This is a genomic window from Vibrio splendidus (assembly GCF_024347615.1).
GTDB classification, from domain to species: domain Bacteria; phylum Pseudomonadota; class Gammaproteobacteria; order Enterobacterales; family Vibrionaceae; genus Vibrio; species Vibrio splendidus.
In genome coordinates this window covers 1494798-1520222 of sequence record NZ_AP025508.1, presented here as the reverse complement: position 1 = coordinate 1520222, position 25425 = coordinate 1494798, and the positions used below count along the sequence as shown (strand labels likewise).

Genomic DNA, 25425 nt, shown 5'->3' with positions numbered 1-25425 from the left:
TCACTTTTCTACTTTGAGATTAAACCTAACCACGCTTTGGTCATCATTTTGCGGCGTCATTTCAACCGCGATAGATTCACCGTGGTATTCAGCACACCCTTCAATAAGCCCTAAGCAAACGTGAGACATGCACCTTGCGCTTTTATAGTCAAAAACAAGCTGTGCTTCAGTCGTGGTAATAAAGCTGAATTCCGGCGGCTCCGCATCCGGATAGAGCTTCTTCACTTCAACGTGAATATAGCGCTCTACGTGTTGGATAAATTGAAAGGTGGTCGTGCTATGAGCAAGGCTTGCTTTATTAGGCAATGAGGCCAATAAGTTCTTAAAGACCGACTGCCCAAAAACACGCTGTAAACTGGCGGCATCAATATCGGTTTTCTTACTCAAGTTGATAATCAACCTGACAAGGTCTTTGTGGTCATAGCTTCCGACCGACGTGTAGATCCCTTCGTCTTCTGACATCTCTAAAACTTCTTCCAAAAGCTCTAGCCCAAACTTGTCTTCAACAAGCTCTAAAAATTCGGTGAATATGATTCCTTTCATCTCATACCTTTTCTTCTATTTCTTTTTAGAATGGTCTACTAAGTTATTGTTATCAAATTCTTAAACAAAAAAACTACGTTTCATCACCTAATTTTATGACATGGGTAACGCTTACTCGGAAATGTACAAATATTGAATATAGCAAAACCCCTCGTTTTAAGGGGATAAGTAACTGCCCACTCCCCTTTATTATGCTTAGTTAATGACTGAACTAAGGGTAAGTAAATGAAGACAAACTCAAAATTGGTAATCAGCCCACGGTTATGCCTATACTTAAAATCATAATAATCAATATATTGGCTTGATATGAATAAAGAAAACTTCCTTCAACAATTCCAGCTTAACCCTACGGTTGGCTATCATCCCGAATCTGTAGAGCGTGTTTCGCATATCAGTGGCGATCAATTGCGCAAAGCGGCAGTGGTGGTCGGTTTAGTGGAACGAGAAGATGGTTTACATGTCATTTTTACTAAAAGAGCCGCTCATTTAAAGCATCATCCAGGCCAAGTCAGCTTTCCTGGAGGAAAACACGAACGTTCCGACCCTTCTATGCAATTTACTGCACTTAGAGAACTCCACGAAGAGGTGGGAATTCGATCGGATCAAGTTAAAATTGTTGGCCAATTACCTGCATTGAGTACTATTAGTAAATTTTCTGTGACACCGATTGTTGCAATGGTCGATCCTGACTATGAAGCCATCATCGATGAGAACGAAGTGGCCTCGATTTTTGAGGTGCCTGCCACCTATGTTTTAGACCAAGCCAAGTTACACAGCCACACTGTTAACGTTAAACAAATCAAGCATCGTGTTTTTGCGATGCCCTTCGAAGAGCACCTAATTTGGGGCGTTACAGCACAAATCATCCAATCTCTGCAGCGACATGTAGTGCAACAAATTACATAGCAACTACGTTTTGTTTAATCTCTGTTAACAAAATCCAACCTTTCTATAGAACAGATTTATTAATGCAATTTTACGCAAACGTTTTCCTGGTATAAATCTGACCACCCCCGCCATTCGCATAATAAAAACTAATGTCTAGCATGAACATAAATCACCTGTAGCACGCCAATTTCGTGATCAAAAATCCGTTTTTCGCATATCATGTGACACGCCGTTTCATTACATGATTTAGATCTATTTTTTACAGAAGAAAATTCTGCAGAATTAGCCCCAACTTATTTCCTGTTCCCAAAAAATGAGTAATTTAACATGAACACAACAACTTCTTCGGCAAATGCCGTTAAAGATTCAAGCAAGTTTAACTATAAAGATTTTACCTGGTGTTTATCACTATTCGGTACAGCAGTTGGTGCTGGCGTACTATTCCTTCCAATCAAAGCTGGTGCGGGTGGTTTTTGGCCATTAGTTATCCTAGCTCTAATCGCGGCACCAATGACTTGGTTCGCACACAAATCTCTAGCTCGTTTCGTACTGTCTGCTAAAAACCCTGAAGCTGATATTACAGACACAGTTGAAGAGCACTTCGGTAAGACTGGCGCAAACATTATTACTTTTGCTTACTTCTTCGCTATCTACCCAATCGTTCTTATCTACGGTGTTGGTATCACAAACACGGTTGATTCTTTCCTAGTAAACCAAATGGGTATGGAATCTATTCCACGTCCTCTTCTTTCTGGTGCACTGATCCTTGCTATGACAGCAGGTGTTGTATTCGGTAAAGAACTGATGCTTAAAGCAACGTCAGCAATGGTTTACCCACTAGTATTCGTCCTACTAGCGCTGTCTTTCTACCTAGTTCCTGAATGGAACACTTCAATGATGGAAACAAGCCCAGAATGGTCTTCAATGCCTTCTATTATCTGGCTTGCGATTCCAATCATCGTGTTCTCTTTCAACCACAGCCCAATCATTTCACAGTTCTCTAAAGAGCAACGTCGTGTATACGGTGAAGACGCAGTTAAGAAAACTGACGCGATCACTGGCGGCGCAGCAATGATGCTGATGGGTTTTGTAATGTTCTTCGTATTCTCTGTAGTGCTTTCTCTATCTCCAGAGCAACTAGCTACAGCGCAAGCGCAAAACATCTCGGTACTTTCTTACCTAGCTAACGTTCACGAGTCTCCACTTATCTCTTACATGGGTCCTCTAGTAGCGTTCGCAGCGATTACTTCTAGCTACTTCGGTCACTTCCTAGGTGCTCATGAAGGTCTTGTTGGTCTAATCAAGTCTCGCTCTGGTTCTTCAATCAGCACGATTGAGAAAGCATCTCTAGCGTTCATCGTTGTTACAACTTGGATTGTTGCGGTAGTTAACCCAAGCATCCTAGGTATGATTGAAACAATGGGTGCTCCAATGATTGCAGCTATCCTGTTCCTAATGCCTGTATTCGCGATGCAGAAAGTACCAGCAATGGCTAAGTACAAAACATCAGCACCTGTGCAAATCTTTACAGCTTTATGTGGTCTAGCGGCTATTAGTTCTGTAATCTACGGCGCTCTTTAATCTCAAGTCCTTTTTATAAGATGACATCCATCTTATATCGCGAGATTAGACAAAAAATATAATGATAATAAATGAGCCTCCCTACTCCCCTTGGGAGGCTCTCTTTTTGAGGTAATCGCTATGATTAGTGTATTTGATATCTATAAAATCGGTGTTGGTCCATCGAGCTCACACACAGTTGGACCAATGAAAGCGGGTAAAGAGTTTATTGATGACCTACGTTCAATGGGAAAATTGCGCGACATCACTAAAATCACCGTGGACGTATATGGATCACTATCACTGACAGGGAAAGGTCACCACACAGATATCGCTATCATCATGGGTCTTGCTGGCAATACTCCTGAGAAAGTAGATATCGACTCTATCGCAGGCTTCATTGCTCGCGTAGAAGAAACTGAACGTCTACCTGTTGGTATGCACTGTCATACTGTTTCGTTCCCTAAAGATGGCGGAATGAATTTCCATAAAACCAACCTTTCTCTACACGAGAACGGCATGAGCATTCATGCTTGGGTTGATGACGAAGTCGCATACTCAAAAACGTACTACTCAATTGGTGGCGGTTTCATCGTTGACGAAGAGAGCTTCGGCAAAGAAGAAGAAAACCCGATTAAAGCACCTTACGAATTCACAACAGCTGAAGAGCTGGTTAATCAGTGTAAAGAAAGTGGTCTTTCTATCAGTACACTGGTTATGAAAAACCAAGCGGCTTTCCACTCAGACGAAGAGTCTCGTACTTACTTCGCAAACATCTGGAAAACGATGCGTGAGTGTATGGATCGCGGTATGAATACTGAAGGTATCTTGCCGGGTCCATTGCGTGTACCTCGCCGTGCAGCTTCACTTCGCCAACTTCTGATTACTTCAGAAAAAACAACCAATGATCCAATGACGGTTGTTGATTGGGTGAACATGTTTGCATTCGCAGTAAACGAAGAAAATGCTGCCGGTGGCCGTGTTGTTACTGCACCAACTAACGGCGCGTGTGGCATCATCCCTGCTGTATTGGCTTACTACGATAAGTTCATCCAAACAGTGACAGAGAAAGACTACATCCGTTACTTCGCAGCTTCTGGCGCGATCGGTGGTCTTTACAAGCGTAACGCTTCTATCTCTGGCGCTGAAGTAGGCTGTCAGGGTGAGGTTGGTGTGGCATGTTCTATGGCTGCTGCTGGTCTTGCTGAGCTTATGGGTGGTAGCCCTGAGCAAGTATGTATGGCTGCAGAAATCGGCATGGAGCACAACCTAGGTCTAACGTGTGACCCAGTTGCTGGCCAAGTACAAGTACCATGTATCGAGCGCAACGGTATTGCTGCAGTTAAAGCAATCAACTCAACTCGTATGGCACTTCGTCGCTCTTCTGCTCCTACTGTATCTCTAGATAAAGTTATCGAAACTATGCTAGAAACAGGCAAAGACATGAACGCTAAATACCGTGAGACATCTCAAGGTGGTTTGGCAGTTAAGGTGGTTTGTTAATTAACATTCGTTTGTTAGTTAACATTGGCTTGCTAGTCCGTATTAATTTATTGGCCAGCATCAGTTAACAAGCCAACACTTAACTCAGTCTGCTTTTAATGAGCAGATAATAAAAAGGAACGCCAATGCGTTCCTTTTTTTGTATCTGAAGCTTTTGTAGCTGAAACTTGGTGACTAGGGCGTGTTGATCTTTCGAGCTGATTTTTGCAGCGAGTTGCTGGGTATTTATACAAGGCAGAGGCGTCGATGTGTAGCTAGCCTACATGAGAAGCCGATAACGTAGTAGAAATGGCCAGCAAACGCTGCCCAAAGGGTTCGAGCTGGGCGCCCCCGCAAAAAGCGTTTTACTCTTTGTTGAGGGGGATTTGCGTAGAGTGACTAGGCTACTTCCCCCTCGCCGCGATTAAAACGCTTTTATCTCGAACAAAATTTAACCACGAAAGGTCAACACGCCCTAATTATTCAACCGACCAAATTGTTTTGCTAAATCACTTGTGAGATAAGCAAGAAGCAACCAAATAGCAATGAGAAAAGCATCATTGGTCGGCCACCTTCAGCGCTGTATCTGTCTTCCGCTACTTTCATGAAGCGCTGCTTGTGAACCATAACCAGAGGAACAAACACAGCCAAAAACACTAAGATGATACCTGCGTAGTTCAACACTTGTAGGAACTTGTCAGCTGCAAGCAATGAACCCGCCAACGGCAAGATAAAGCTAATGCAGTACGTTACTGCGGTGTTTTGGTTGAACATGTCCTTGTTCTGGTTGAATAAAGACATCGCCACACCAAAGAAAGAGGTCAGCAACGCCAAGCCAGTGAAGGTAGACAGAACGTTACCCACCCAAGGAGACTGAGCCTCAAACGCCGCCATCAAATCTGATACGTTCTTGAAGCTTCTGAATTGCTCTTCGCTCAAGTTACCCACTACCGCAAACAACCAACATAAGTAACACACTAATGGGATCAGAGAACCGACGATCACCATGTTACGCAGCTGTTTGTCTGTCGCTTCGTGGTTGTAAGAAACCAAGGTTGGAATCACAACCATAAAGCCAAAGCTCGTAAACAGGATGGCACTGGTTTTGATTAAATCAACGTGGTCATGGCTGGTTACCTGCATCAAGTTTTCTTGAGTCATGCTCGGCGCTAAGAACACCATGGTTGCGAACAAGCTAGCAAGCATCACGAAGAACAGTGCACGGTTGAGTTTATCAATCACACCGGTGCCACTTGCGACTACAGCGCCAGCAAGTAACGTAAACACGACTTGGCTCGTGGTCGCGGTGAGTTCAACGCCAAAGTTAGACAGTAACTTACTCAGTAAATCACCTGCGCCTAGAATGTAAGCCATCAATAGGCAAATCAATAACGCGTACAGCAAGCCGTTAGTCAGTAACTGACCTTGTTTACCCAAGGTTTTTCGGGCAATTGAGTTTAGTCCTAGACCGCCACCCGCTTTGATGGTCGCTTCTAGAAGTAATAATGCTGCGTAAGTCGTACCGAAGCAGATCAGTACCATCAGCAGTGTGCCGTAAAGCAATCCGAATTGAGCTAATACCATTGGGATCGCAAGCATACCAGCACCGAGAGCGGTACCAGCGATAATTAGGGAGCTACCCATCATTTTAATATTCATTGTTTTTAACTTATTTGTTTAGTTTTTATAGATGTGAGTCTTCGTACATCGAGCGGATGACAAAGGAATTCAGATAGAAATAGAGTTATAAAACGAATAACAATAGGAGCGATAAGCGGTAAAGAAGCGTGCAGAGACGTTGTCGAACAGGGTGTTCAAAGGGGAGCTTGTCTTAAAAGAGGTAAAACGAGAAGCGTGAGTTTGCGTTAACTGATGTGGTGAACCTTCCGTAGGTTCAATAATCGGTGATGTAATCTTGAATTTCATGTATGTGTCCAATAATTAAGTCACATTCCATAGTATTTGAAGCAGCGTATCCGTTGCTGCCCTACCTCTGTCATTAGAGGTGTTTTCATCTTATCGAATGAGCTTTGAAACACAACGCTATAACCACATTTTTTGCTATTAAATTGAACAAAATAGCCATTTGGATACAAATTAACCACCAAACCGCGTAAAACAATAATCATTTATAATAAAAACCAAAGAGAGACACAATGGTTTCTCTTCTTATCCAAACGAAAACATTGCATTTATGGCGCAGGGCTATATAAACGAGGTGGACTGCTGTTGGGTAAGTGAATCAGATTTAAGCGATTACGTCTTGCCCATTCGACCGTCAATGAGGTCGGAGCCGACAAACAAACCAAGGTTGCGATTTCAGCACGCACGGCTTTATGGATAAGCTCTAAACTGCAACGACTGGTCATAATGGCGAAACCCGACTTAGGGTTGATCTCGTTCACGGCCATTGCCCCTATTAATTTATCCAAAGCATTGTGGCGGCCGATGTCTTCACGACAAAGTGAAATTTCACCTTTCGAATTCGCAAACAAAGCGGCATGTAAAGCACCGGATATTTTGGCTGCTTTTTGATGTTCGGCAATTCGCCCTCTCAACCCCTGAAAAACCAGTGGACTGGGTGGTAATGACGATGGCAATGGAACCAAATCCGGAAGTGCTTGTTCAAGCGCCTCAACACCGCACAAACCACAACCTGTGGTTCCAGCCAAGTTACGCCGCTGAGTTTTCATGTCCCAAAAAGCGCGATTGCTGATTTCTACTTGTGCGAAATGAGATTCACCATTGCCACCAATCTCAATATCACGAATTTCACTGAATCTTTTTATGATGCCGGTGCTTAAACTAAAACCGCGCACAAAGTCTTCCATGTGGCCAGGCGTCACCATCATAACCGCCTGACTGATCCCGTTATAACTGATCGCCAATGCCGATTCGTTTGCCAGAGGTGAATCCACCACCATGCTATAGCCCGTAAGCTCTCGATAGCTCATGGCATTGGGCTGTGGAGGCGCTTGATTAAAATCAGGCAGTTCAATATAGGATTGAGTTATACATCTCATAAAATCACCCGGAAAGACGGTCAGCTTGACGATATCGACTCAGACTGAAAACGTTACTGATTAAATAAATATCACTGGTTAAACAAACATCACTGATTAAACAAGTGTTTTGCTTCAGCAAAGCACTGATCAGTGAGTGCCGAATAAGGTTCTTGTTTACGCTTAAGTAGACCGAGAGGCGAATGCACCACGGCTTTTTCTATCGGTACGATACGCAGTTGTTCATTGAGCTCTTCCAATCCAGAGTTAAGCGGCATAACAGCACAGCATAGGCCACTAGTGACGGCTTGGATCAGGTGAAACGTAGAGTTACTTTCAATCAAAGTCTGCGGAACTAGGCCTTTACTACCGAAGCTCAAATCAATCGAATGACGATAATGCATGCCTTTAGACAAAAGCCCCAAAGGAATGCTATTGAGTGATTCCCATAAGACTTCCGACTCAGCAAAATCAAAGAATCGGCTATCATACAGAATGCCTAAATCCGTCGAGTTCATTTCTATAACGTCAAAATAAGCCGTATTGATCTGGTCGGTGTAACACATGCCTAAATCAAGTTGGTTACGATTGAGCTGGTCTATGATCTGCTCAGATGTCATCGACAAAATTTGAAAGCGAAGTTCAGGGAATTTTTCTGCTAAAGGCTTAATCAACTGCATCGGGTTTTGACTGGCTAAAGGCACCATGCCAACTCTTAGCGAGCCGACCAGTTGGCCACGGCAGTTAGCCGCTTCGGCTTGTAAACCGTCATGAGCCGCTAAGACGGTCTTTGCCCAAGCCAATATACGCTCACCCGCTTCGGTAAACCCTTCAAAACGTTGACTTCTTGAAATCAACTCGAGGTCTAACTCTTCTTCTAAACGCCTTATCCTCATCGACAACGTAGGCTGAGTAATATGACAAAGTGTCGCAGCCTGACCAAAGTGTTTCGTTTGATCTAAAGCGATTAAATACTTAAGTTGTTTTATATCCATGAATGATTAGTAAAACCTTGAAATGAAGCGTCTTCTTCGCGTTCGTCGTACATTAACGGTTCTCTGTGATTGAAAATACCTATCACGGAAAATGGCTCAATCTGTAAAGCAACGGCTAAAATAACAACGGTATTTTTGATTTAAATCAAAGTATGCCTAATTTAAATATAGGTCAAATCTAAATTATCTATAGCGTGATAGACAGCAACTATCACGGGAGACTCAGCTATATCAAGGCTGCCCAACGAATCTCTCGTAAAATAGAGCTCGCATCGCACTGGCTAATAAATTTTATTTATCACTGTGAAAAATCTATTTATCACTGTGACAAAAGCGACACTTTCCATATTTACTCGCCATGATAGATTCTATTTATCACTTAGTCGGCAATATCAATTGGACGCACCGCCCCTTAACGGCATAACCTTTGATTTAGATCATGGCAAACAATTAGCCAGTCTATTTCTAAATATTCAAAGCAGTAAACAGGTATCGATACCAAATAATCAAAACCGTTTTACTCCCGCCTTATTTTTATAACGCGCCTGTTTTTACCGGTTCCCTTGTTTACTGCCGTTCCCGTGTGTGAGGAGTGCAGTTGTGAGCCAAAAAGAACAGATAAAAAAATATAAAGGTCCTGCTGGTGGTTGGGGGGCGTTAAAAGCCGTCACTAAGAGTTGGTGGGGCAGCGAAAACGCCATCAAAAACATTCGAACAATGCTTAAAACGAATCAAAACGGTGGTTTTGATTGTCCGGGATGCGCATGGGGGGAATCCCCACACAGCAGTAAAGTGAACTTCTGTGAGAACGGTGCAAAAGCCGTGAACTGGGAAGCCACAAATCGATTTGTAGATCCTGAGTTTTTCGCCGAACACAGCGTAACATCCTTGTCATCACAAACAGACTACTGGCTGGAATACCAAGGCCGAATAACCCATCCGATGAAGTACGACGCTGCATCCGACCACTATATTCCTATTGAGTGGGATGAAGCCTTTTCGCTGGTAGCCAAGCATTTGAAGCAACTCGACTCGCCACATCAAGCCGAATTCTACACTTCGGGTCGAGCCAGTAATGAAGCGGCGTTTTTGTACCAACTCTTCGTCCGTGCGTTTGGAACAAATAACTTCCCTGACTGTTCAAACATGTGCCACGAAGCCAGTGCAATTGGCATGAAAGATACGGTCGGTGTGGGCAAAGGAACCGTGATTTTTGACGACTTTGAACAAGCAGACGCGATCTTTGTGCTCGGACAAAACCCAGGCACTAATCACCCCCGCATGCTTGAACCATTGCGTGAAGCGGTAAAACGCGGCGCTCAGGTGATCTGTTTCAATCCATTGAAAGAACGTGGACTTGAACGTTTCCAAAATCCTCAAGTTCCAGTTGAAATGTTAAGCAATGGTTCAAAACCAACCAATACCGCTTATTTAAGACCAGCATTAGGTGGCGATATGGCGGTATTTCGTGGGATGGCTAAATATTTGCTGCAATGGGAACGTGATGCGCTCGCAACCGAAGGCAAAGCCATATTTGATCGACAATTCATCAGCGAACACACCACAGGTATTGATGAATACTTAGCAGAAGTTGATGCGACAACATGGGAGCATATCGCTGAACAATCAGGGTTAGCTTTAAGCGAAATAGAAATGGTCGCAGACATGTACCGCCGTTCAGAAAAGGTGATCATGTGTTGGGCTATGGGGCTAACACAACATCGTCATTCAGTACAAACCATCAAAGAAGTAGCCAATGTGCAATTGTTGCGCGGCAACGTCGGTAAGCCAGGTGCTGGGCTATCACCAGTTAGGGGGCATAGTAATGTCCAAGGCGATCGTACGATGGGTATCGATGAAAAACCCTCAAACCAATTTCTAGATAGCTTAGAACGCCGCTTTAACTTCAATGTCCCACGAGATGTAGGCCACAACACCATACAAGCGATTAAAGCTATGGAGGAAAAACGCTCGAAAGTCTTTATTGGTTTAGGTGGTAATTTTGCGCAAGCCACACCCGATACTCCTCGCACACATCTGGCGATGAAAAATTGTGACCTTACCGTTCATATCTCAACCAAACTCAATCGCTCTCACCTTGTTACCGGTCAAGATGCCTTGATTTTGCCATGTTTGGGGCGAACGGAAATCGATACACAAGCTAATGGGCCACAAGGCATCACCGTCGAAGATACCTTCAGCATGGTTCACATCTCTTACGGACAGCTCGAACCTCGATCAGAGCATTTACGTTCTGAACCAGCCATTGTCGCGGGTATTGCCAATGCCACACTGGGCAGCCATCCAATCGATTGGAATTGGGTCATTCAAGATTATGGACATATTCGAGACCTCATTGCAGATACGATTCCGGGCTTTACTGACTTCAATCAGAAACTAGAAAATCCGGGTGGATTTCATTTAGTCAATCCTGCCGCAAATCGTCAATGGAACACCCTCAGCGGCAAAGCGCAATTTGGCTCCAATGAACTGCCAAAACAGCTGATTAATGAAGCGGTGTTGCAAGGGGGTAATAAACCCGATCTGATCTTGCAAACCATGCGTTCCCATGACCAATACAACACCACGTTATATGGCTTGAATGATCGTTACCGCGGTGTCTTTGGTATGCGCGAAGTTTTGTTTATCAATGAAGCCGATATATTGAAGCTCGGTTTTAAACCGGGTGACAAGGTCGATATGGTGTCGCTTTGGGAAGATGGTGTAACGAGAAAAGTGAAAGGGTTTACCCTGGTAGCTTATGACGTTCCACAGGGTCAGGCGGCGGCTTACTATCCTGAAACCAACCCTTTGGTTCCTCTAGACAGCTATGGTGAACGAACCTTTACCCCTACCTCGAAATTTATCGCCATCAGATTAGAAAAATCGATCTCTGACGCCATTCCCCTTTCAACCGTCAGCTAACTGGCAATCGGCAATCGGCAATCGGCAATTGAAAGTAAAAGTAAAAGTAAAAATCCACCTGTTTTGGCAGGTGGATTTTAATAATGACGCTTGGCCAGTATATTCAACAGCAAGAGAAGTGCTCACATAGTTCATCAATAAACACCTTCACTTTGCGCGGCGTATTCACTCGCTCGCGGTAAAGTGCGTAAACCGTTCTTTCTTTAAGCGCATACTGCGGCAGAATTTCCACAATTGCGCCAGACTCTATATCTTCTTCGGCCAATTGCTTTGGTAGCATTGCAATACCATAGTCTAAACGAACAGCGACCTTCACTGCTTGCACGCTGTTTACCGTGAGTGTTGGCTTCAGATTTACATCATGAAAATGCCCACTAAGCTCAAACCTCCACACACCATCATTCTTAAGGTTTGGATCTTCAATTATGGTGTGATTAGCTAAATCAATTGGCGTTGTAATCTCTGTATTATTTTCTAGGTATTTAGGTGAAGCACAAACCAAGTTCTGATTTACAAAGATAGTGCGCGCGATCATTCCTAAGTCTTTCGAAACTAAATCACCAGAACGAATCGCAATGTCATAACCAACCGTCGCGAGATCTTGAACACCATCTGAAAGCATGAGATTTAACGCCACATCTGGGTATTTGTTTGAAAATGTCAAAATGAAGGGCATCAACATAATCTCAGTGAGACCTTTAGGCGCCATAACACTCAAAGAGCCAACCATTTCTGAACTATCAAACCTCAAAGAATCATTTAAATCTTCAATGCCGTCGACCAACCCATGAGCCTCATTAAAATAGCGACGACCAACCTCAGTTAAGGACAGTGACTTGGTAGAACGATTCAATAAGCGAGTATTTAGGTAAGCCTCAAGCTCTCTTACATGGCGACTAACCAAAGACTTCGACACTCCGATCTTCTTAGCCGCACCTGTAAAGCTGCCCTCCTCAACAGTCACAATAAATGACTTAATAGACGTTAATACGTTCATGACCTCACCCCACTGTTTACATATTGTCGACAGATTATCCACAAAATGGGCTCTACTCAAGACAGTAACGTTCCATTAGATTGTTGGCACTCAACAAACATAAGGATAGAAACTATGACAAGCAAACAAGTTCAGGTTGTAAAAGACTACTTTAAGCATTGTGTAGACGGTAAACAAACTCACCGTATTGGCGAATATTTCGCTGAAGATACAATGATCCATCGACCTGATTGCAATAAGATAATTAATGGCCTCTCTGAGTTCGAAGCCATGTTAAAAGTTCACGTTACTGACCGATATGAATCACTGGAAACGACGTTTCAAAAAATCGTAGAAGACGGCCATCAAGTTGTTGTTGCGCTCACTCACAGAGCTAAAGGTGCTGATGAGTGGAAAGGCTACCAACTGAATGGCAAAAACGTTACTTGGACTAGCCTTACTTACTTCCGATTCAATGATGAAGGCAAAGTTGTCGAGGAGATTGTTGAACGCAATGAGCTAAGCATGGCACTTCAACTGGGCTTAAACTTAACTAGGTAAAAGCTCACTGGAATGATACTGACTCAGCAGTTAAGCCAGATTGAATAATACGAAGAAGAAGGCATCTATTAGGTGCCTTTTAGAAAGTGATTTTTGTTTAAGTCATGTACGTTTATTTGGGCTTTTCATACTCTTCAAATTTAACGATAAACTCCCTTTCATTCGCCCAAAGAACATCATCACAAACTCGCTACATCACAGAAACATAACCACAACCGGAGTGTGGTCACACAATCGGTTATACCTCATAGGTGGTAGGGGCTCTTACACGTAAAGTATGCGCGTCATTATAATTAATAAAAACAAACACCTTATGCGCTCAACAATCACCTTTAAAATCCTAGTGGCCCTCGCCATCGTGTTCACTTTTCTATTAGCAATATCGACCTACTTTCAATATTCGCAGCAAAAGCAGCTTGTAAACTCAGTGTTAAGTGAGCAGCTTCACGATAAAGCGAGCAACTATTTCGATAGCCTCAATATGATGATGCTCACTGGCACCATGGCACAAAAAGAGACCCTTCGTCAGAAAGCGTTAGCTCAAGAAGGCATTGAAAATGTTCGTGTATTGCGTGCTGATGCGGTGAGTAAGTTATACGGGCCTGGCAATGACAACCAAACACCTATGGATGATATTGATAAACGAGCGCTAGCGGGTGAAACCGTTATCGAACCCTTTTCTGCCGATTGGGGAAAAGGCTTGGTTATTGCTCTGCCAATGAAGTCGAGCGAGAACTATCGCGGCACCAATTGTGTTGCATGTCATATGGCGCCAGAAGGGGAAGTATTAGGTGCAATTCGACTTGAATATAACCTTAGCCATGTCAACTCGTTGATCAATACTCAAACAATGACAGCGATCGGTATTATGGCGGTGATCTCCTTTGCCGGATTCGTTCTTACTATGGGATTGATTCGTAAGATAATCGTTCGCCCGCTTCAACAAACCTCTCGCTTTATGACTCAAGTCAGCAGTGATAAAAACCTATCCACTCGGCTGCCAGAGCAAAGCAAGGATGAAATTGGCACGCTTGCTAACTCCATCAACTCGTTCATGGGCACGGTTTCCGACAGCTTAGAGAAGGTACAAGACACCTCGCACAAACTGAATGCATCTGCCAACCAACTGACCAGTGTTGCACAAATTACCGAGCAAGCCGCCAGCGATCAACAAAACGAAACCGCTGAAGTACAAAACAATATCGAAGGGATACAGGCGCAGCAAGTCAATGTAGAACAAGCCACTTTAACCGCTTCAGAGCTTATCAATCACACCGCCGATGTGGCATGTAAGAGTGCCAACCAAGCACATGATGCAAGCAGTGAGATAAAGAACCTAGTCAGTAGCATAGAAGAAGTGAAACACAAGATACTGACACTCAATGAGCAAACCGGAGAGGTCTCTTCAATATTGAGCGTGATTCGTGGCATTGCCGACCAAACCAATCTTCTAGCCTTAAATGCGGCGATTGAAGCGGCTCGTGCGGGAGAGCAAGGTCGGGGCTTTGCGGTAGTGGCAGATGAAGTTCGAAATCTTGCATCACGAACGGCAGAGGCAACTGGCAGTATTGAGTCAATCATTCATCTGTTCCAGCAAGGCAGTGAAGAGTCGCTGACTTCTGCCGATCGCGTTTGCGAACAAGCACATCAAAGCTCAACAGATATCGACGCACTGTCCGTTGAAATGAATGGTGTCATTGAAGAAATGAAACAAGTGCTGGCTCATGCGAAAAATATTCAACAACAGACGCAATCCACTACACACGCGACCGAAGATGTTCAGCAAAAGGTTGAAACCATCACTTCTCACGCCGACAACACATCGCAGTCTGCGGCTGAGACTCGTGGAATCAGTAATGATTTAGAAGAGCTGTCTGATCACCTTGAATCTCTTATCAACCAATTCACCTTATCGAACTCAAAAACCAACGATAAAGATCAGTCATAGGTCAGTAGAACTCCCCCACCGACATCAACAAAAAAGCGCTCAAAGATGAGCGCTTTATCTTCATAACAATGTCTAGTTCCGAGTTTCAGGCTTTTAGGCTTTTAGGCTTTTAGGCTTTTAGGCTTTTAGGCTTTTAGGCTTTTAAAGTACCTTAAACCATGATTAGTGCGTAATGGAAACCGCGGTTAAATCTTTATGCTTGTGGTACATCGCGTGTTTGAATATCAGATTCGCACTCACGGTATCCATTCCTGCGACTTCTACATAAGCGCCCTTTTTACGGAACTTAAATACGACCTTATCAAGCGCCTCAACCGACGTGTTATCTAGGAAAGACGCATCCGAAATATCGATGGTCACTAAAGAGGTCGCATTGTCATAATCAAATAGATCGACAAACGCATCTGAAGAAGCAAAGAAGACATGGCCTTTTACTCGGTGGGTAGTGTGCATTTCGTTAGTCACGACTTCATCGGATATAAACACCATGGATTTGCTAGCATGCGCATAAAACAGAGCCGATAGCACCACGCCAACCGCAACACCTATCGCGAGATTGTGAGTAAACACCACCACCGCCACGGTTGCTAGCATGGTTACATTGGTTGGGAGTGTGTGGTCTTTAAGCTCAACAACAGAACGCCATGAAAACGTGCCGATTGAAACCATGATCATCACAGACACTAAAGCGGCCATCGGTATCAGCTTCAACCAATCAGAAACAAACACCACCATTAGCAGTAAAACAACCCCGGCGATCAAGCTGGATAATCGGGTTAAGCCGCCTGATTTGATGTTAATAATCGACTGGCCAATCATCGCACACCCCGCCATACCACCAAATAGTGAAGCCACGATGTTCGCTACGCCTTGCCCTTTGCATTCATTGTTCTTATTACTTTCAGTATCGGTCAGGTCATCCACTATCGTCGCCGTCATCAATGATTCCAATAAGCCTACAAGAGATAGAGCAATAGAATATGGAAGGATGGTTGTGAGCGTATCAAACGTGAATGGAATATTAGGGAGCAAGAACACAGGCAGTGAATCCGGAAGCTTGCCCATATCTCCAATCGTTCTGACATCTAAACCAAATAACAAACTGATAATAGTCAGGGCAACAATCGCGACTAATGGAGAAGGTATTACATGACCAAACTTGGGAAAATAAGGAAGCAGATAAATGATCGCCAAACCCAAAGCGACTAACACGTAAACGCTCGAAGGGACGTTGATCAACTCAGGGAGCTGAGCCATAAATATAAGAATAGCGAGCGCGTTAACAAACCCAGTAATCACCGATTTGGAAACGAAATTCATCAGATTACCAAGCTTGAGGTACCCAGCCGCGATTTGAATGACGCCAGCAAGAAATGAAGCTGCGAGTAGATACTCTAGCCCGTGTTCTCTCACTAAGGTGACCATCAACAGCGCCATTGCGCCCGTTGCCCCAGAGATCATCCCCGGACGACTGCCAACCAAAGCGGTTACAACACAGATACAGAAAGAAGCATAAAGCCCTACTTTAGGGTCGACGCCTGCGATAATTGAAAATGCGATGGCTTCAGGGATTAATGCGAGTGCAACCACAATCCCAGATAATGAATCTCCTTTAACGTTTGATAACCAGTGTTTTTTTAAATAATTAAGCATGTAATTCTCTTTTACTTGTACAGCCAGTCCTGCCTTGTTCAGACATAATTTGATCGACTGTTTTTCTTGAATGAGCGAGCGCTCGAAAAGTGCGGGTGTAGAGAGAATGCAGGGGTTAAGGCGGCGTAATTAACACGTGAATATTAAACTCCTCTAGTGGGTGATTGTTATTAGATGGACTCACACTTGTGCTTTGTGTTTGTCACTTAAGTATCGGACAAGGTAGCGTAAGTATTGCACTAGGTAACCTAGGTATTACACAAGACAACTAAGCTATTACATAAGGTAATATAGATATTAAACAAGGAAATCTAGGTATTACACAGATAGCTCGGGTAACGCACAAGCTTGAATGGCTGCCAATATAAAGTGAGCGCTACTTTAATCACACGTCCAATCTTGCAAACAAAGGTTTCGAATATTAACGCTTCTTAATCCGGCCAAAAACCGCTAGCGGTCTCGATTTCAGCCAGCTCTATGTTGTAACCAACGTCAGTTCACGTCGTTTCAATCACTCTGCTCACATCGATTTACAAGGTATTGAAGAATACTTAACCATTAGCGCTAGCGCACCTCCCTAGCACTCAAACAAATACCAAACAGAAAGCCAAATCGAACAAAAAACACACCCTCAAACCTATTTATCGTCAGTAGACACAATATTTCTTTCACCAAGCAAGAATAAAGGTTGAAGCTGTCGGTATGACAGGTAATATGTTCAATCGATTTAAAAAGTTTATACAACTCAATGTTTCGGCTAATTATTGTGCAAATATATGTTCATTTGCCTCAATGCTAGAGACTTTGAGTTGAATTTGTCCCTCAATGGAGAATGAAATCAACATGACTTACGCGCCTGTAACAGACGTACTTGGCGGCAAGCTAGCGGTAGACAGTGAAGTAACTGTTCGCGGCTGGATCCGTTCACGTCGTGATTCCAAAGCTGGAATCTCTTTCCTTGCCATTTATGACGGCTCTTGTTTCGACCCGATTCAGGCCGTGGTTCCTAATAATCTTAATAATTACGAAGACGAAGTATTAAAGCTAACAACTGGCTGCTCTGTTGAAGTAACAGGTAAGATTGTTGAGTCTCCTGCGAAAGGTCAAGACTTCGAACTAGCAGCAACTGACGTTAAAGTTGTAGGCTGGGTTGAAGACGCTGACACTTACCCAATGGCTAAGACACGTCACTCTATTGAATACCTTCGTGAAGTTGCTCACCTACGCCCACGTACGAACGTGATCGGCGCAGTAGCACGTGTACGTAACTGTTTATCTCAAGCGATTCACCGTTTCTACCACGAGCAAGGTTTCTTCTGGACTTCAGCTCCGCTTATCACTGCATCTGATGCAGAAGGCGCTGGTGAAATGTTCCGCGTATCGACGCTAGACATGGAAAACCTGCCTCGCACTGACGAAGGCAAAGTTGACTTCAACGAAGATTTCTTCGGTAAAGAAACTTTCCTAACAGTATCTGGCCAACTTAATGCTGAAGCTTACGCTTGTGCACTAAGCAAGGTTTACACGTTCGGTCCTACGTTCCGTGCTGAAAACTCAAACACAAGCCGCCACCTAGCTGAATTCTGGATGGTTGAGCCTGAAGTTGCGTTTGCAGACCTTGACGATGTAGCGAAACTGGCTGAAGACATGCTTAAGTACGTTTTCGCTGCTGTTCTTGAAGAACGCCGCGACGACCTTGAGTTCTTCGCTTCTCGCATCGACAAAGAAGCAATCACTCGTCTAGAGCAATTCGTAGACGCTGATTTCGCACAAGTTGACTACACTGACGCAATCCAAATCCTACTAGATTCTGGTAAGAAATTTGAATTCGACGTTGAGTGGGGCATCGACATGTCTTCTGAGCATGAGCGTTACCTAGCTGAAGAGCACTTCAAAGCACCTGTTATCGTTAAGAACTACCCGAAAGACATCAAAGCTTTCTACATGCGCTTAAACGACGACGGAAAAACAGTTGCAGCAATGGACGTACTTGCACCAGGCATCGGTGAAATCATCGGTGGTGCACAACGTGAAGAGCGTCTAGACATTCTAGACGAGCGCATGATTGGTATGGGTATCAACCCTGAGCACATGAGCTGGTACCGCGACCTACGTAAATACGGCACAGTGCCTCACGCTGGCTTCGGTCTTGGCTTTGAGCGTCTAGTGTCTTACGTAACAGGTATGGGCAACGTTCGTGACGTTATCCCGTTCCCACGTACACCACGCTCTGCTAACTTCTAATCTCAGCTTTCTTCTTTCAGAGAAGTCAGTATAGATAGATAATTAAATAGATAAAAACCTCCGTATATACGGAGGTTTTTTTATACGCCCTTATTTATAAGGGTATGTTTATAAGCGCCTACTGATAAGCGCCTACTGATACAAGCTTAACAGCTCAATCTACTCAACAGTTCGAACCAAAAAGTGATCTAAAAGTATCTTCTCGCCAGTCTGTTCTAGCGGCTTAAATTCAATCACCATCTGGTCACCCTTTTGCTCAAAAGCATTCACTTTAAAGAATAAGCTCTCTTTATCCGCCTTAATGTTATGAGCAACCTGACGACCATTTACAAACACATCAAAAGCGGGCGCTTTTGGGTTTGCAGGAATGACAGTTTCAAAAGTGTACGTTTCACCTTCTTGCGCATAAGCTGTGTTGTAAATACCGCCATCCTTCGTCCAATAAGTACCATTAAAATCCATACTTCCAGCTTTCCAGTAGCTGTAAAAGGCATGAAGATCTTCGATACTGTTCTGGGTCGTTGGCGTCCATCTTACATCACCAAGATTTACTGGCTTCGAGTAACTAAACCCATGCGCTCTCATATCATTGTTTAAGGAATCTAATCTCCCCAAAACATCATCGAATGTATCTTGCCAACCAAGCTCGCCATAGTATTGAAGGCCTATCTCTCCAATAATGTAAAACTCGCCGTCGCGTTCAATCGTAATACCTGAACCTGAGTCTCCATGGATGATCAGCCACTGCAAATCACTTTGAGGCATGATCACCGGGTTATATTTATATTCAGCTAACCATTTCTTATCTGTGTCATTGTACTTAACAAATTTCTTCCCGCCATTACGGCCGTTATAGTTACCAAAGCCAACGCTATTTACTTCATAAACCTCTGAATGATCGAACATCCCTTTCTCTGGTAACTTCGCAGGCTTAATACCGGTGATTGGCGTGTCTAAGCGCACCAGAGCGAAATCATAAATGCCATCGGTAAATTCATACTCCCCCCACTCACCATCAGGGTCAGTTGTCGCACGTGATGTATGAATAACGTTGTACTTACCGTTCTCATCTTTGTCATAAGAAGAACAAGTGACTGCATTTTCATACCCTTCACTTTTAGAGCCTGATACGTGATTTGCCGTTATCACCCAGTAAGGGTCAATTAAGGTCGCGGAACCCGCATTCATATGACAGGCAAAATCGAACTGAGTTTGTAGAGCGAACGTTTTGTGTTGAGTGACGGAACGATCCATTTTCCCGAGACCTGAGTGAGCAGAAAAAGTCGCTACAATTACTGATGCTAGAATGATTCTTTTCATGTTACTCAACCTCTCTCAACTGGATAGCCTCAATAGCGTGATAGCCTTGTCTCGATTCAAAATCAAACTGCCTATATTGGCGTGAATATGAGATTTCTACGATGTCATCTGGCGATTGAGATTCGAAAACAATCGTATTTTTGACACTGGTCATGTGAAATGAAATGTCATTTTTAATTGTGATGCATTGCTCGTTAATACATGCCGTCACATCAGCAGAAGACAGCCAATTATGTGTATAAAGCTCTACAGAAAATCGCCCTTCTTTACTCGGCTGAACGTCAAAAGAGAAACCACTAGAACCAACAAGCAAACCTGAAAAAGCCAGCTCTTGGTTATAATCCGTAGAGTCGCCGTCTTGCCAGTAGTAACGATTGCCAACTGCATTTTTAGTCTCTGAATTAGCGACTTGTTTTAAATCACCAATAACCTTCACATCACCAATTAAGGCGCTATTGGGTTTATCTTTTCTTTGATGCTCTCCATAAAGAAAAGCCCAATCTAAGCCGTTTAAGTCAACATCTCTTGCGTAACGATACTTTCCCTCATCAAGCTCATAGCCGATAAATTCACTGGTAATAGACAGTCTATTAGTACCAACTTCCGAAAAATTACTTAGTCGATTCAAATCAACATGGAGTTCGCTTGCTGAAGCATTGGTGGCTAACAAAGCCAATATGCACAGGTTTGTTTTTGTATATTTCAATCTCATAATCCCGCATCTCAATTAGTCATAACCAATTGTAATAAATGGGAAATTTAAACCTGTAAGGTACTGTAAGCCTTTAATTTGATCACTTTTATCGCATAGCGACCAATAATTGACGTGAATATATAACAATGAAAGGTAGGCTCTGGTTATTTCCTAGCACAACCAATAAGCCAAGTTTTTGACTAAAGGTGATGCATATTCCAAATAATCACCATTTCGCGCTTACACAGACTTACAAAGTCTGTGGCATTAAAGTATGAGATAGCCTTCAGAGCTCAGGTTTAATGCAATTATTCAAAAGCTCAGGTCATTTAAAACGAAAAAGCCCTGCCAAATTCTGGCAGGGCTTAAAATAATTCGACTGGATAATCGGCTTAATCGACATCTTGGTCGATAGCGTATTTTATCGCGAGACCGCAGATTGCCATCATAACGAACGGGATAGCCGCTGTTGTATATTCAGCCCAAGCCATATCAGCGAAGGCTTTTGCCAGCAATACGTGGCCGAGAATAAGCAGAAGCGCACACACAATCGCGACGATAATCAACTTAACTTCATTTCCCATAGTCATTTTCAACATAACGGTATCTCCAATATTTGGTCTAACTGTATTGAATCACAACTCTTTGTTGTACAAGGCGTACAGTTGCACCAGAAACAATCCGTACAGTTGAAGTCATTGTCTGTTTTATGAGTGACTTAAGATTTTACGAATGCGTAAGTTGATGTGCCAGTTTGCCAAGCAAGATTAGTGCTTGTTCTTTCTCTTCTGTGAGTTCATAAGAGAAGTTCAATCTGATCGCGTTATCTACTCTGCCCTGCTCACTAAACAGATCGCCTGAAGCGACGCTGATCCCCTGAGCAATCGCTAGCTGGTAAAATTGTTGACTGTCGAATTTTGCGGAAAGACGAATCCATATGAAGTAGCCACCAGCCGGTTCTTCAATCTCGACGGAATGCGGGAAGTACTGCTTGATGACCTCAATGAATCGTTCTTTTCTCACTAGAAGATTTTTACGTAATTTACGAAGGTGATTGTCGTAGCTTTCATGTGTTAAGAAGTGTGCGACGCCAAGTTGCACAGGCGCACTACTCGACAGTGTAGAAAGAAGCTGCAGCTTTTGAATGGCATCATTGAAACGCGCGTTCACAACCCAGCCGACCCGATAACCCGGACACAGACTTTTTGAGTACGAACCACAAAGCAGAACAGAATCGGTCTTATCGAAGGCTTTTAGTGGCTTGGGTTTATGCCCTTCGAAGTAGAGGTCACCATACACGTCATCTTCAATAATGTAGGTTTCGTGTTGTTCTGCAATCTCAACCACACGACGCTTCGCTTCTTCAGACAAACTTGTCCCTGTCGGGTTTTGAAACGTCGTCATCAGCCAACACGCTTTTACATCTTGGTTTTGTAGTGCGCTTTCAAACTGCTCAATATTCAATCCATTGATTGGACAAACATCCACTTCGATAGGATTGAGTCCTAATCTTTCTACGGCCTGTAAAGCACCATAGAAAGCGGGAGATTCAATCACAACATTATCACCCGACTTAGTAACCGTTTGCAGGCTTAAGTTAAGCGCTTCCATTGCGCCAGAGGTAATCACGATATCTTGATGGTTAACCGTAATGCCTTGCTGCAGGTAACGCTGCGCGATTTGTCTTCTTAAGGACTCACTTCCCGGTGGCAGATTATTGATCACACTGGCACCTGTCATCTTTCTACCAGCACTGGCAAGGTTTCGAGTCAAGGTAGGTAATGGGAAAAGATCAGGATCGGGGAATGCTGAGCCAAAAGGAATCACACCCTCTGCTGAACTCGATTTCAAAAAGTCGAATAAGCGATCATTAATGGCTTTCTTTTTGTGTACTAACGGCAGTTCATAATCAACGCCGTCCACACGTGGTGCAACAAAGTAGCCCGACTGAGGCTTAGCGATGATCCACCCTTCGCTTTCTAACAATTGGTAGGCTTGTAAGACAGTACTATTGCTGACGTTGTAATTTCGACAACTCATGCGTACCGAAGGGATCTTCTCTCCGGATCGCCAAGTGTTATTAGCGATCTGAGTTCGAATATCCTTTGCAAGCTCTTCATAACGCGCCATCTAATTGTACTACCTAGAGAAATTCTAATAAGCCGGGGATTTTATCACTAACGTTAACAACTATTGCTGCTATCCATATGATTGGACCTAATTTCTATAATAGTGTGAATTGGTTCACAGATAACTTTGTATGCTTTGCTAAGTTTGTAACCAAGGCGGGAGCCAAGTTCGTTCTACGCCTCTATAATTTGATGTAACCCAAAAAACATGCGAGATAACAATGAAAAAAATAGAAGCAGACCAGTTAAGTTATAAAGGAGAGTCAAACGGTGTTCATAGTTGGACAACACCGAGTGGCCAGCCATATTACTGGCACCCAGATTGGCTACATATCGCTGAAGATGCTACAGGCTCACATCCAAAGCAGAAGATCGACGTCGATCAAGACCAAGCACCAACTGAGAAACACGCGGTGTCTGCTATTCTGAAACACCTTAACCAATGGGCATCAGACAAACTAGCGTCTCACCCTGAGATTGAAACAGGTTCTATCGAAGCTGAAATCAACCTGAAAAAGTAATTGTTTTAAAGTAGATAGCGAACTCAATCACTCGCGATTCCACTCAAGTATACCGACTGAATAGCCTCTAATCTCAACGAGGCTATTCAAATATCTTCATAGTAATGCTGCAATAACCCCCACCTAGCTAACAAATCACTAACACAAACCAGTTTCTTGTATCATTCCACGAAAGCTATCGATAGAATTTCCGGTCACATTCACGACAGCAATGCTAATCATGCAGATTTCCAATATCGTGAATCAATGTGAAAATCGTAAATCAATGTGAAAATCGCGTATTCGTAAACTTAGGATCAGTTACGAAACCCTAAGATGAAAATCAACAAAGGCTTATCGATGGATACTTCAAATTACAATCAATCGCTAACGACTAAATTATATGTCATCGCTGGCGTGCTGTTTGGCACCTACGGCAGTCGGGTGTGCCCAATGCTCGAAAGCTTAACGACGTTAGAGATTTTCACACAAGTCAGTATTGTGTTTGTCTTATTATGGCTCGCGCGTCGTTACTTATTAGCGCAACACACCTTAGTCAAACAAGGTCGATTCGCGCAGCTCGATACCCTGTTATTTTTTGCTGCAAGTGTCCCTTTCGCGCTCTACTACAACTTAAGCTATGAATTCACCATAGACAGTAATTTGAAAGTACTGTTTGGCATGAGCCTATTTGGCTTCTTTACTGGAACCATTCTTCAACTGAATGCCAAGCTTAGTCAAATGGACAAGATGGAAGAGTCTGGACAATTTGATTTCCGATTGATTGGTGAAAGAAGCTCTCTGGTCAAACAGATGATTGGGTTAGTCGTCGTACTTCTGGTTACATTGACCACCATGCTGACAATGATTGCCGTCAAAGACATCTTTTGGCTAGAACATAACCCTGACCGCTTGCTGGATGGCACAGGCAAGATCAGCGTGATTAAAGAGTTCATTTATTTGGCAGTAGTTCTGGGTGGGTACGCGATAACCATTATGACTTTATGGAGCAAGCTGATTAAGCGAATTCTCCTAAGCCAAGAACACGCATTGAGAAAGGTTACCAGTGGCGAACAAGGCGTTCGCTTACCTATTTTCGGCTACAATGAGCTGGGTTCAATGGCATCAATGACCAACACCATGCTTGATAGCCTCGAAACGGCACAAAACGAAGTCAAAACGACCCGTGACGTTGCGATTGTAAGCTTGTCTGCGTTGGCAGAATCTCGAGACAATGAAACCGGTGCTCACATTCTGAGAACCCAAGAATACGTAAAGGTACTCGCACAAGAGCTCAGTAAGTCGGAAATCCACGCAAACTTGTTAACACCAAACTACATAGAGCTGCTTTACAAATCTGCCCCACTTCATGATGTAGGCAAAGTGGGTGTGCCTGATAACGTGTTATTAAAGCCGGGCAAATTAACTGACGAAGAGTTTGAGATAATGAAAGGTCACCCCGCAATTGGTGCTGAAGCGTTATCTATTGCAGAAAAGCAGTTAGGAAGCAGCTCTTTCCTGAGAGTCGCGAAAGAGATTTCTCTGACCCACCACGAAAAATGGAACGGCAGTGGTTATCCAAATCAGCTGTCTGGTGAGGACATTCCATTATCCGGTCGCTTGATGGCATTAGCCGATGTTTATGACGCGTTAATATCAAAACGAGTCTACAAGCCAGCCTTTACTCATGAACAAGCTAAACAGATTATCTTGGAGGGCAATGGGACGCATTTTGATCCGCAAGTTGTCCAAGCTTTTCTGGCTGTCGAACAAGAGTTTGTTTCGATTGCCGCGACCTACAAAGATGGCAAAAATGTACCAAGTGAACTCGAGCGTGAAAGCTTTATTGCTCAACCAGCCTAATCTATATAAAAACCACTAACTTCTTGCACCCTATAGGTTAATCCGTAGGGTGTTTTGTTATCAAATACCCTCTTTAGTCAATAAATCTGATTGAAATGGATTTTTTTTGGCCTTTCTGTTCACTTCGTATTGTCTTAAAAAT

Annotated in this window: 20 protein-coding genes; 9 read left to right on the top strand and 11 right to left on the bottom strand. The window is 43.4% G+C overall.

Translation table 11 applies throughout. The features are described from left to right. Positions 1-543, bottom strand: a complete 543-nt coding sequence (locus OCU90_RS06745) for a heme NO-binding domain-containing protein (protein ID WP_017080579.1) — start codon at positions 541-543, stop codon at positions 1-3. Between the two features lie 306 nt (positions 544-849). On the opposite strand from OCU90_RS06745, the gene OCU90_RS06740 reads away from it, so the two are divergent. From OCU90_RS06740 to OCU90_RS06730, 3 genes are all read left to right on the top strand, one after another. After that, positions 850-1449 (top strand): CoA pyrophosphatase, encoded by a 600-nt coding sequence (locus OCU90_RS06740; protein WP_004734720.1) that lies wholly within the window; start codon positions 850-852, stop codon positions 1447-1449. Between the two features lie 309 nt (positions 1450-1758). Continuing rightward, a complete protein-coding gene (locus OCU90_RS06735; RefSeq protein WP_004734718.1) occupies positions 1759-3012 on the top strand; it encodes an aromatic amino acid transport family protein in 1254 nt (417 codons plus the stop codon). A gap of 120 nt (positions 3013-3132) precedes the next feature. Beyond that, positions 3133-4494, top strand: coding sequence for an L-serine ammonia-lyase (locus OCU90_RS06730; RefSeq protein WP_004734717.1), 1362 nt, complete (start codon positions 3133-3135; stop codon positions 4492-4494). Positions 4495-4977: 483 nt separating this feature from the next. On the opposite strand, the gene OCU90_RS06725 is transcribed toward OCU90_RS06730, so the two are convergent. The 4 genes from OCU90_RS06725 to OCU90_RS06710 all read right to left on the bottom strand — a co-directional run bounded on the left by OCU90_RS06725 (position 4978) and on the right by OCU90_RS06710 (position 8470). Next, on the bottom strand, positions 4978-6120 hold the full coding sequence (locus OCU90_RS06725) for an amino acid permease (RefSeq protein ID WP_029224515.1): 1143 nt from the start codon (positions 6118-6120) through the stop codon (positions 4978-4980). Positions 6121-6201: 81 nt separating this feature from the next. After that, complete coding sequence (locus tag OCU90_RS06720; protein ID WP_133148830.1) at positions 6202-6399, bottom strand: hypothetical protein; 198 nt, start codon at positions 6397-6399, stop codon at positions 6202-6204. 266 nt (positions 6400-6665) lie between these two features. After that, entirely contained in the window at positions 6666-7496 is an 831-nt protein-coding gene (gene fdhD, locus OCU90_RS06715; RefSeq protein ID WP_061024642.1) for a formate dehydrogenase accessory sulfurtransferase FdhD, read from the bottom strand. An 89-nt stretch (positions 7497-7585) separates the two neighbouring features. Continuing rightward, positions 7586-8470, bottom strand: a complete 885-nt coding sequence (locus tag OCU90_RS06710; RefSeq protein WP_004734714.1) for a LysR family transcriptional regulator — start codon at positions 8468-8470, stop codon at positions 7586-7588. A gap of 600 nt (positions 8471-9070) precedes the next feature. Here OCU90_RS06710 and OCU90_RS06705 point away from each other — a divergent pair. Continuing rightward, positions 9071-11395 carry an FdhF/YdeP family oxidoreductase gene (locus tag OCU90_RS06705; RefSeq protein WP_061024640.1) on the top strand — a complete coding sequence of 775 codons (2325 nt, stop codon included), beginning with the start codon at positions 9071-9073 and terminating at the stop codon, positions 11393-11395. A 103-nt stretch (positions 11396-11498) separates the two neighbouring features. Here OCU90_RS06705 and OCU90_RS06700 read toward each other — a convergent pair whose 3' ends face one another. Next, complete coding sequence (locus tag OCU90_RS06700) at positions 11499-12392, bottom strand: LysR family transcriptional regulator (protein WP_017086468.1); 894 nt, start codon at positions 12390-12392, stop codon at positions 11499-11501. Between the two features lie 114 nt (positions 12393-12506). On the opposite strand from OCU90_RS06700, the gene OCU90_RS06695 reads away from it, so the two are divergent. Continuing rightward, positions 12507-12932 carry an ester cyclase gene (locus OCU90_RS06695; RefSeq protein ID WP_017086469.1) on the top strand — a complete coding sequence of 142 codons (426 nt, stop codon included), beginning with the start codon at positions 12507-12509 and terminating at the stop codon, positions 12930-12932. A gap of 313 nt (positions 12933-13245) precedes the next feature. After that, positions 13246-14880, top strand: a complete 1635-nt coding sequence (locus tag OCU90_RS06690; protein WP_061024709.1) for a methyl-accepting chemotaxis protein — start codon at positions 13246-13248, stop codon at positions 14878-14880. A 162-nt stretch (positions 14881-15042) separates the two neighbouring features. Here OCU90_RS06690 and OCU90_RS06685 read toward each other — a convergent pair whose 3' ends face one another. After that, positions 15043-16533 (bottom strand): SulP family inorganic anion transporter, encoded by a 1491-nt coding sequence (locus OCU90_RS06685; RefSeq protein WP_061024639.1) that lies wholly within the window; start codon positions 16531-16533, stop codon positions 15043-15045. 843 nt (positions 16534-17376) lie between these two features. Between OCU90_RS06685 and asnS the strand changes: the two genes are divergently transcribed. After that, a complete protein-coding gene (gene asnS, locus OCU90_RS06680) occupies positions 17377-18777 on the top strand; it encodes an asparagine--tRNA ligase (RefSeq protein ID WP_061024637.1) in 1401 nt (466 codons plus the stop codon). 159 nt (positions 18778-18936) lie between these two features. On the opposite strand, the gene OCU90_RS06675 is transcribed toward asnS, so the two are convergent. The 4 genes from OCU90_RS06675 to OCU90_RS06660 form a co-directional block, all read right to left on the bottom strand. Continuing rightward, positions 18937-20097: a trypsin-like serine peptidase gene (locus OCU90_RS06675; RefSeq protein ID WP_061024634.1), complete on the bottom strand. Its 1161-nt coding sequence runs from the start codon at positions 20095-20097 to the stop codon at positions 18937-18939. Position 20098: 1 nt separating this feature from the next. Further along, entirely contained in the window at positions 20099-20776 is a 678-nt protein-coding gene (locus tag OCU90_RS06670; RefSeq protein WP_017083348.1) for a hypothetical protein, read from the bottom strand. A gap of 407 nt (positions 20777-21183) precedes the next feature. Then, positions 21184-21390: a hypothetical protein gene (locus OCU90_RS06665; RefSeq protein ID WP_004734707.1), complete on the bottom strand. Its 207-nt coding sequence runs from the start codon at positions 21388-21390 to the stop codon at positions 21184-21186. 127 nt (positions 21391-21517) lie between these two features. Next, positions 21518-22921, bottom strand: a complete 1404-nt coding sequence (locus tag OCU90_RS06660; RefSeq protein WP_061024631.1) for an aminotransferase-like domain-containing protein — start codon at positions 22919-22921, stop codon at positions 21518-21520. A gap of 220 nt (positions 22922-23141) precedes the next feature. On the opposite strand from OCU90_RS06660, the gene OCU90_RS06655 reads away from it, so the two are divergent. Then, positions 23142-23441: a hypothetical protein gene (locus OCU90_RS06655; protein ID WP_004734705.1), complete on the top strand. Its 300-nt coding sequence runs from the start codon at positions 23142-23144 to the stop codon at positions 23439-23441. 315 nt (positions 23442-23756) lie between these two features. Then, positions 23757-25283 carry an HD-GYP domain-containing protein gene (locus tag OCU90_RS06650; protein ID WP_061024629.1) on the top strand — a complete coding sequence of 509 codons (1527 nt, stop codon included), beginning with the start codon at positions 23757-23759 and terminating at the stop codon, positions 25281-25283. The last annotated feature ends 142 nt before the right edge of the window (positions 25284-25425 follow it).

Excerpts from the sequence above, each read along its gene's own strand:
- OCU90_RS06720 (WP_133148830.1), bottom strand. The coding sequence starts at position 6,399 with ATGAAATTCAAGATTACATCACCGATTATTGAACCTACGGAAGGTTCA.
- OCU90_RS06745 (WP_017080579.1), bottom strand. The coding sequence starts at position 543 with ATGAAAGGAATCATATTCACCGAATTTTTAGAGCTTGTTGAAGACAAG.
- OCU90_RS06685 (WP_061024639.1), bottom strand. The coding sequence starts at position 16,533 with ATGCTTAATTATTTAAAAAAACACTGGTTATCAAACGTTAAAGGAGAT.
- OCU90_RS06725 (WP_029224515.1), bottom strand. The coding sequence starts at position 6,120 with ATGATGGGTAGCTCCCTAATTATCGCTGGTACCGCTCTCGGTGCTGGT.
- OCU90_RS06700 (WP_017086468.1), bottom strand. The coding sequence starts at position 12,392 with ATGAACGTATTAACGTCTATTAAGTCATTTATTGTGACTGTTGAGGAG.
- OCU90_RS06665 (WP_004734707.1), bottom strand. The coding sequence starts at position 21,390 with ATGTTGAAAATGACTATGGGAAATGAAGTTAAGTTGATTATCGTCGCG.
- OCU90_RS06710 (WP_004734714.1), bottom strand. The coding sequence starts at position 8,470 with ATGGATATAAAACAACTTAAGTATTTAATCGCTTTAGATCAAACGAAA.
- OCU90_RS06730 (WP_004734717.1), top strand. The coding sequence starts at position 3,133 with ATGATTAGTGTATTTGATATCTATAAAATCGGTGTTGGTCCATCGAGC.
- OCU90_RS06735 (WP_004734718.1), top strand. The coding sequence starts at position 1,759 with ATGAACACAACAACTTCTTCGGCAAATGCCGTTAAAGATTCAAGCAAG.
- asnS (WP_061024637.1), top strand. The coding sequence starts at position 17,377 with ATGACTTACGCGCCTGTAACAGACGTACTTGGCGGCAAGCTAGCGGTA.
- OCU90_RS06690 (WP_061024709.1), top strand. The coding sequence starts at position 13,246 with ATGCGCTCAACAATCACCTTTAAAATCCTAGTGGCCCTCGCCATCGTG.
- OCU90_RS06655 (WP_004734705.1), top strand. The coding sequence starts at position 23,142 with ATGAAAAAAATAGAAGCAGACCAGTTAAGTTATAAAGGAGAGTCAAAC.
- OCU90_RS06660 (WP_061024631.1), bottom strand. The coding sequence starts at position 22,921 with ATGGCGCGTTATGAAGAGCTTGCAAAGGATATTCGAACTCAGATCGCT.
- OCU90_RS06650 (WP_061024629.1), top strand. The coding sequence starts at position 23,757 with ATGAAAATCAACAAAGGCTTATCGATGGATACTTCAAATTACAATCAA.
- fdhD (WP_061024642.1), bottom strand. The coding sequence starts at position 7,496 with ATGAGATGTATAACTCAATCCTATATTGAACTGCCTGATTTTAATCAA.
- OCU90_RS06695 (WP_017086469.1), top strand. The coding sequence starts at position 12,507 with ATGACAAGCAAACAAGTTCAGGTTGTAAAAGACTACTTTAAGCATTGT.
- OCU90_RS06740 (WP_004734720.1), top strand. The coding sequence starts at position 850 with ATGAATAAAGAAAACTTCCTTCAACAATTCCAGCTTAACCCTACGGTT.
- OCU90_RS06675 (WP_061024634.1), bottom strand. The coding sequence starts at position 20,097 with ATGAAAAGAATCATTCTAGCATCAGTAATTGTAGCGACTTTTTCTGCT.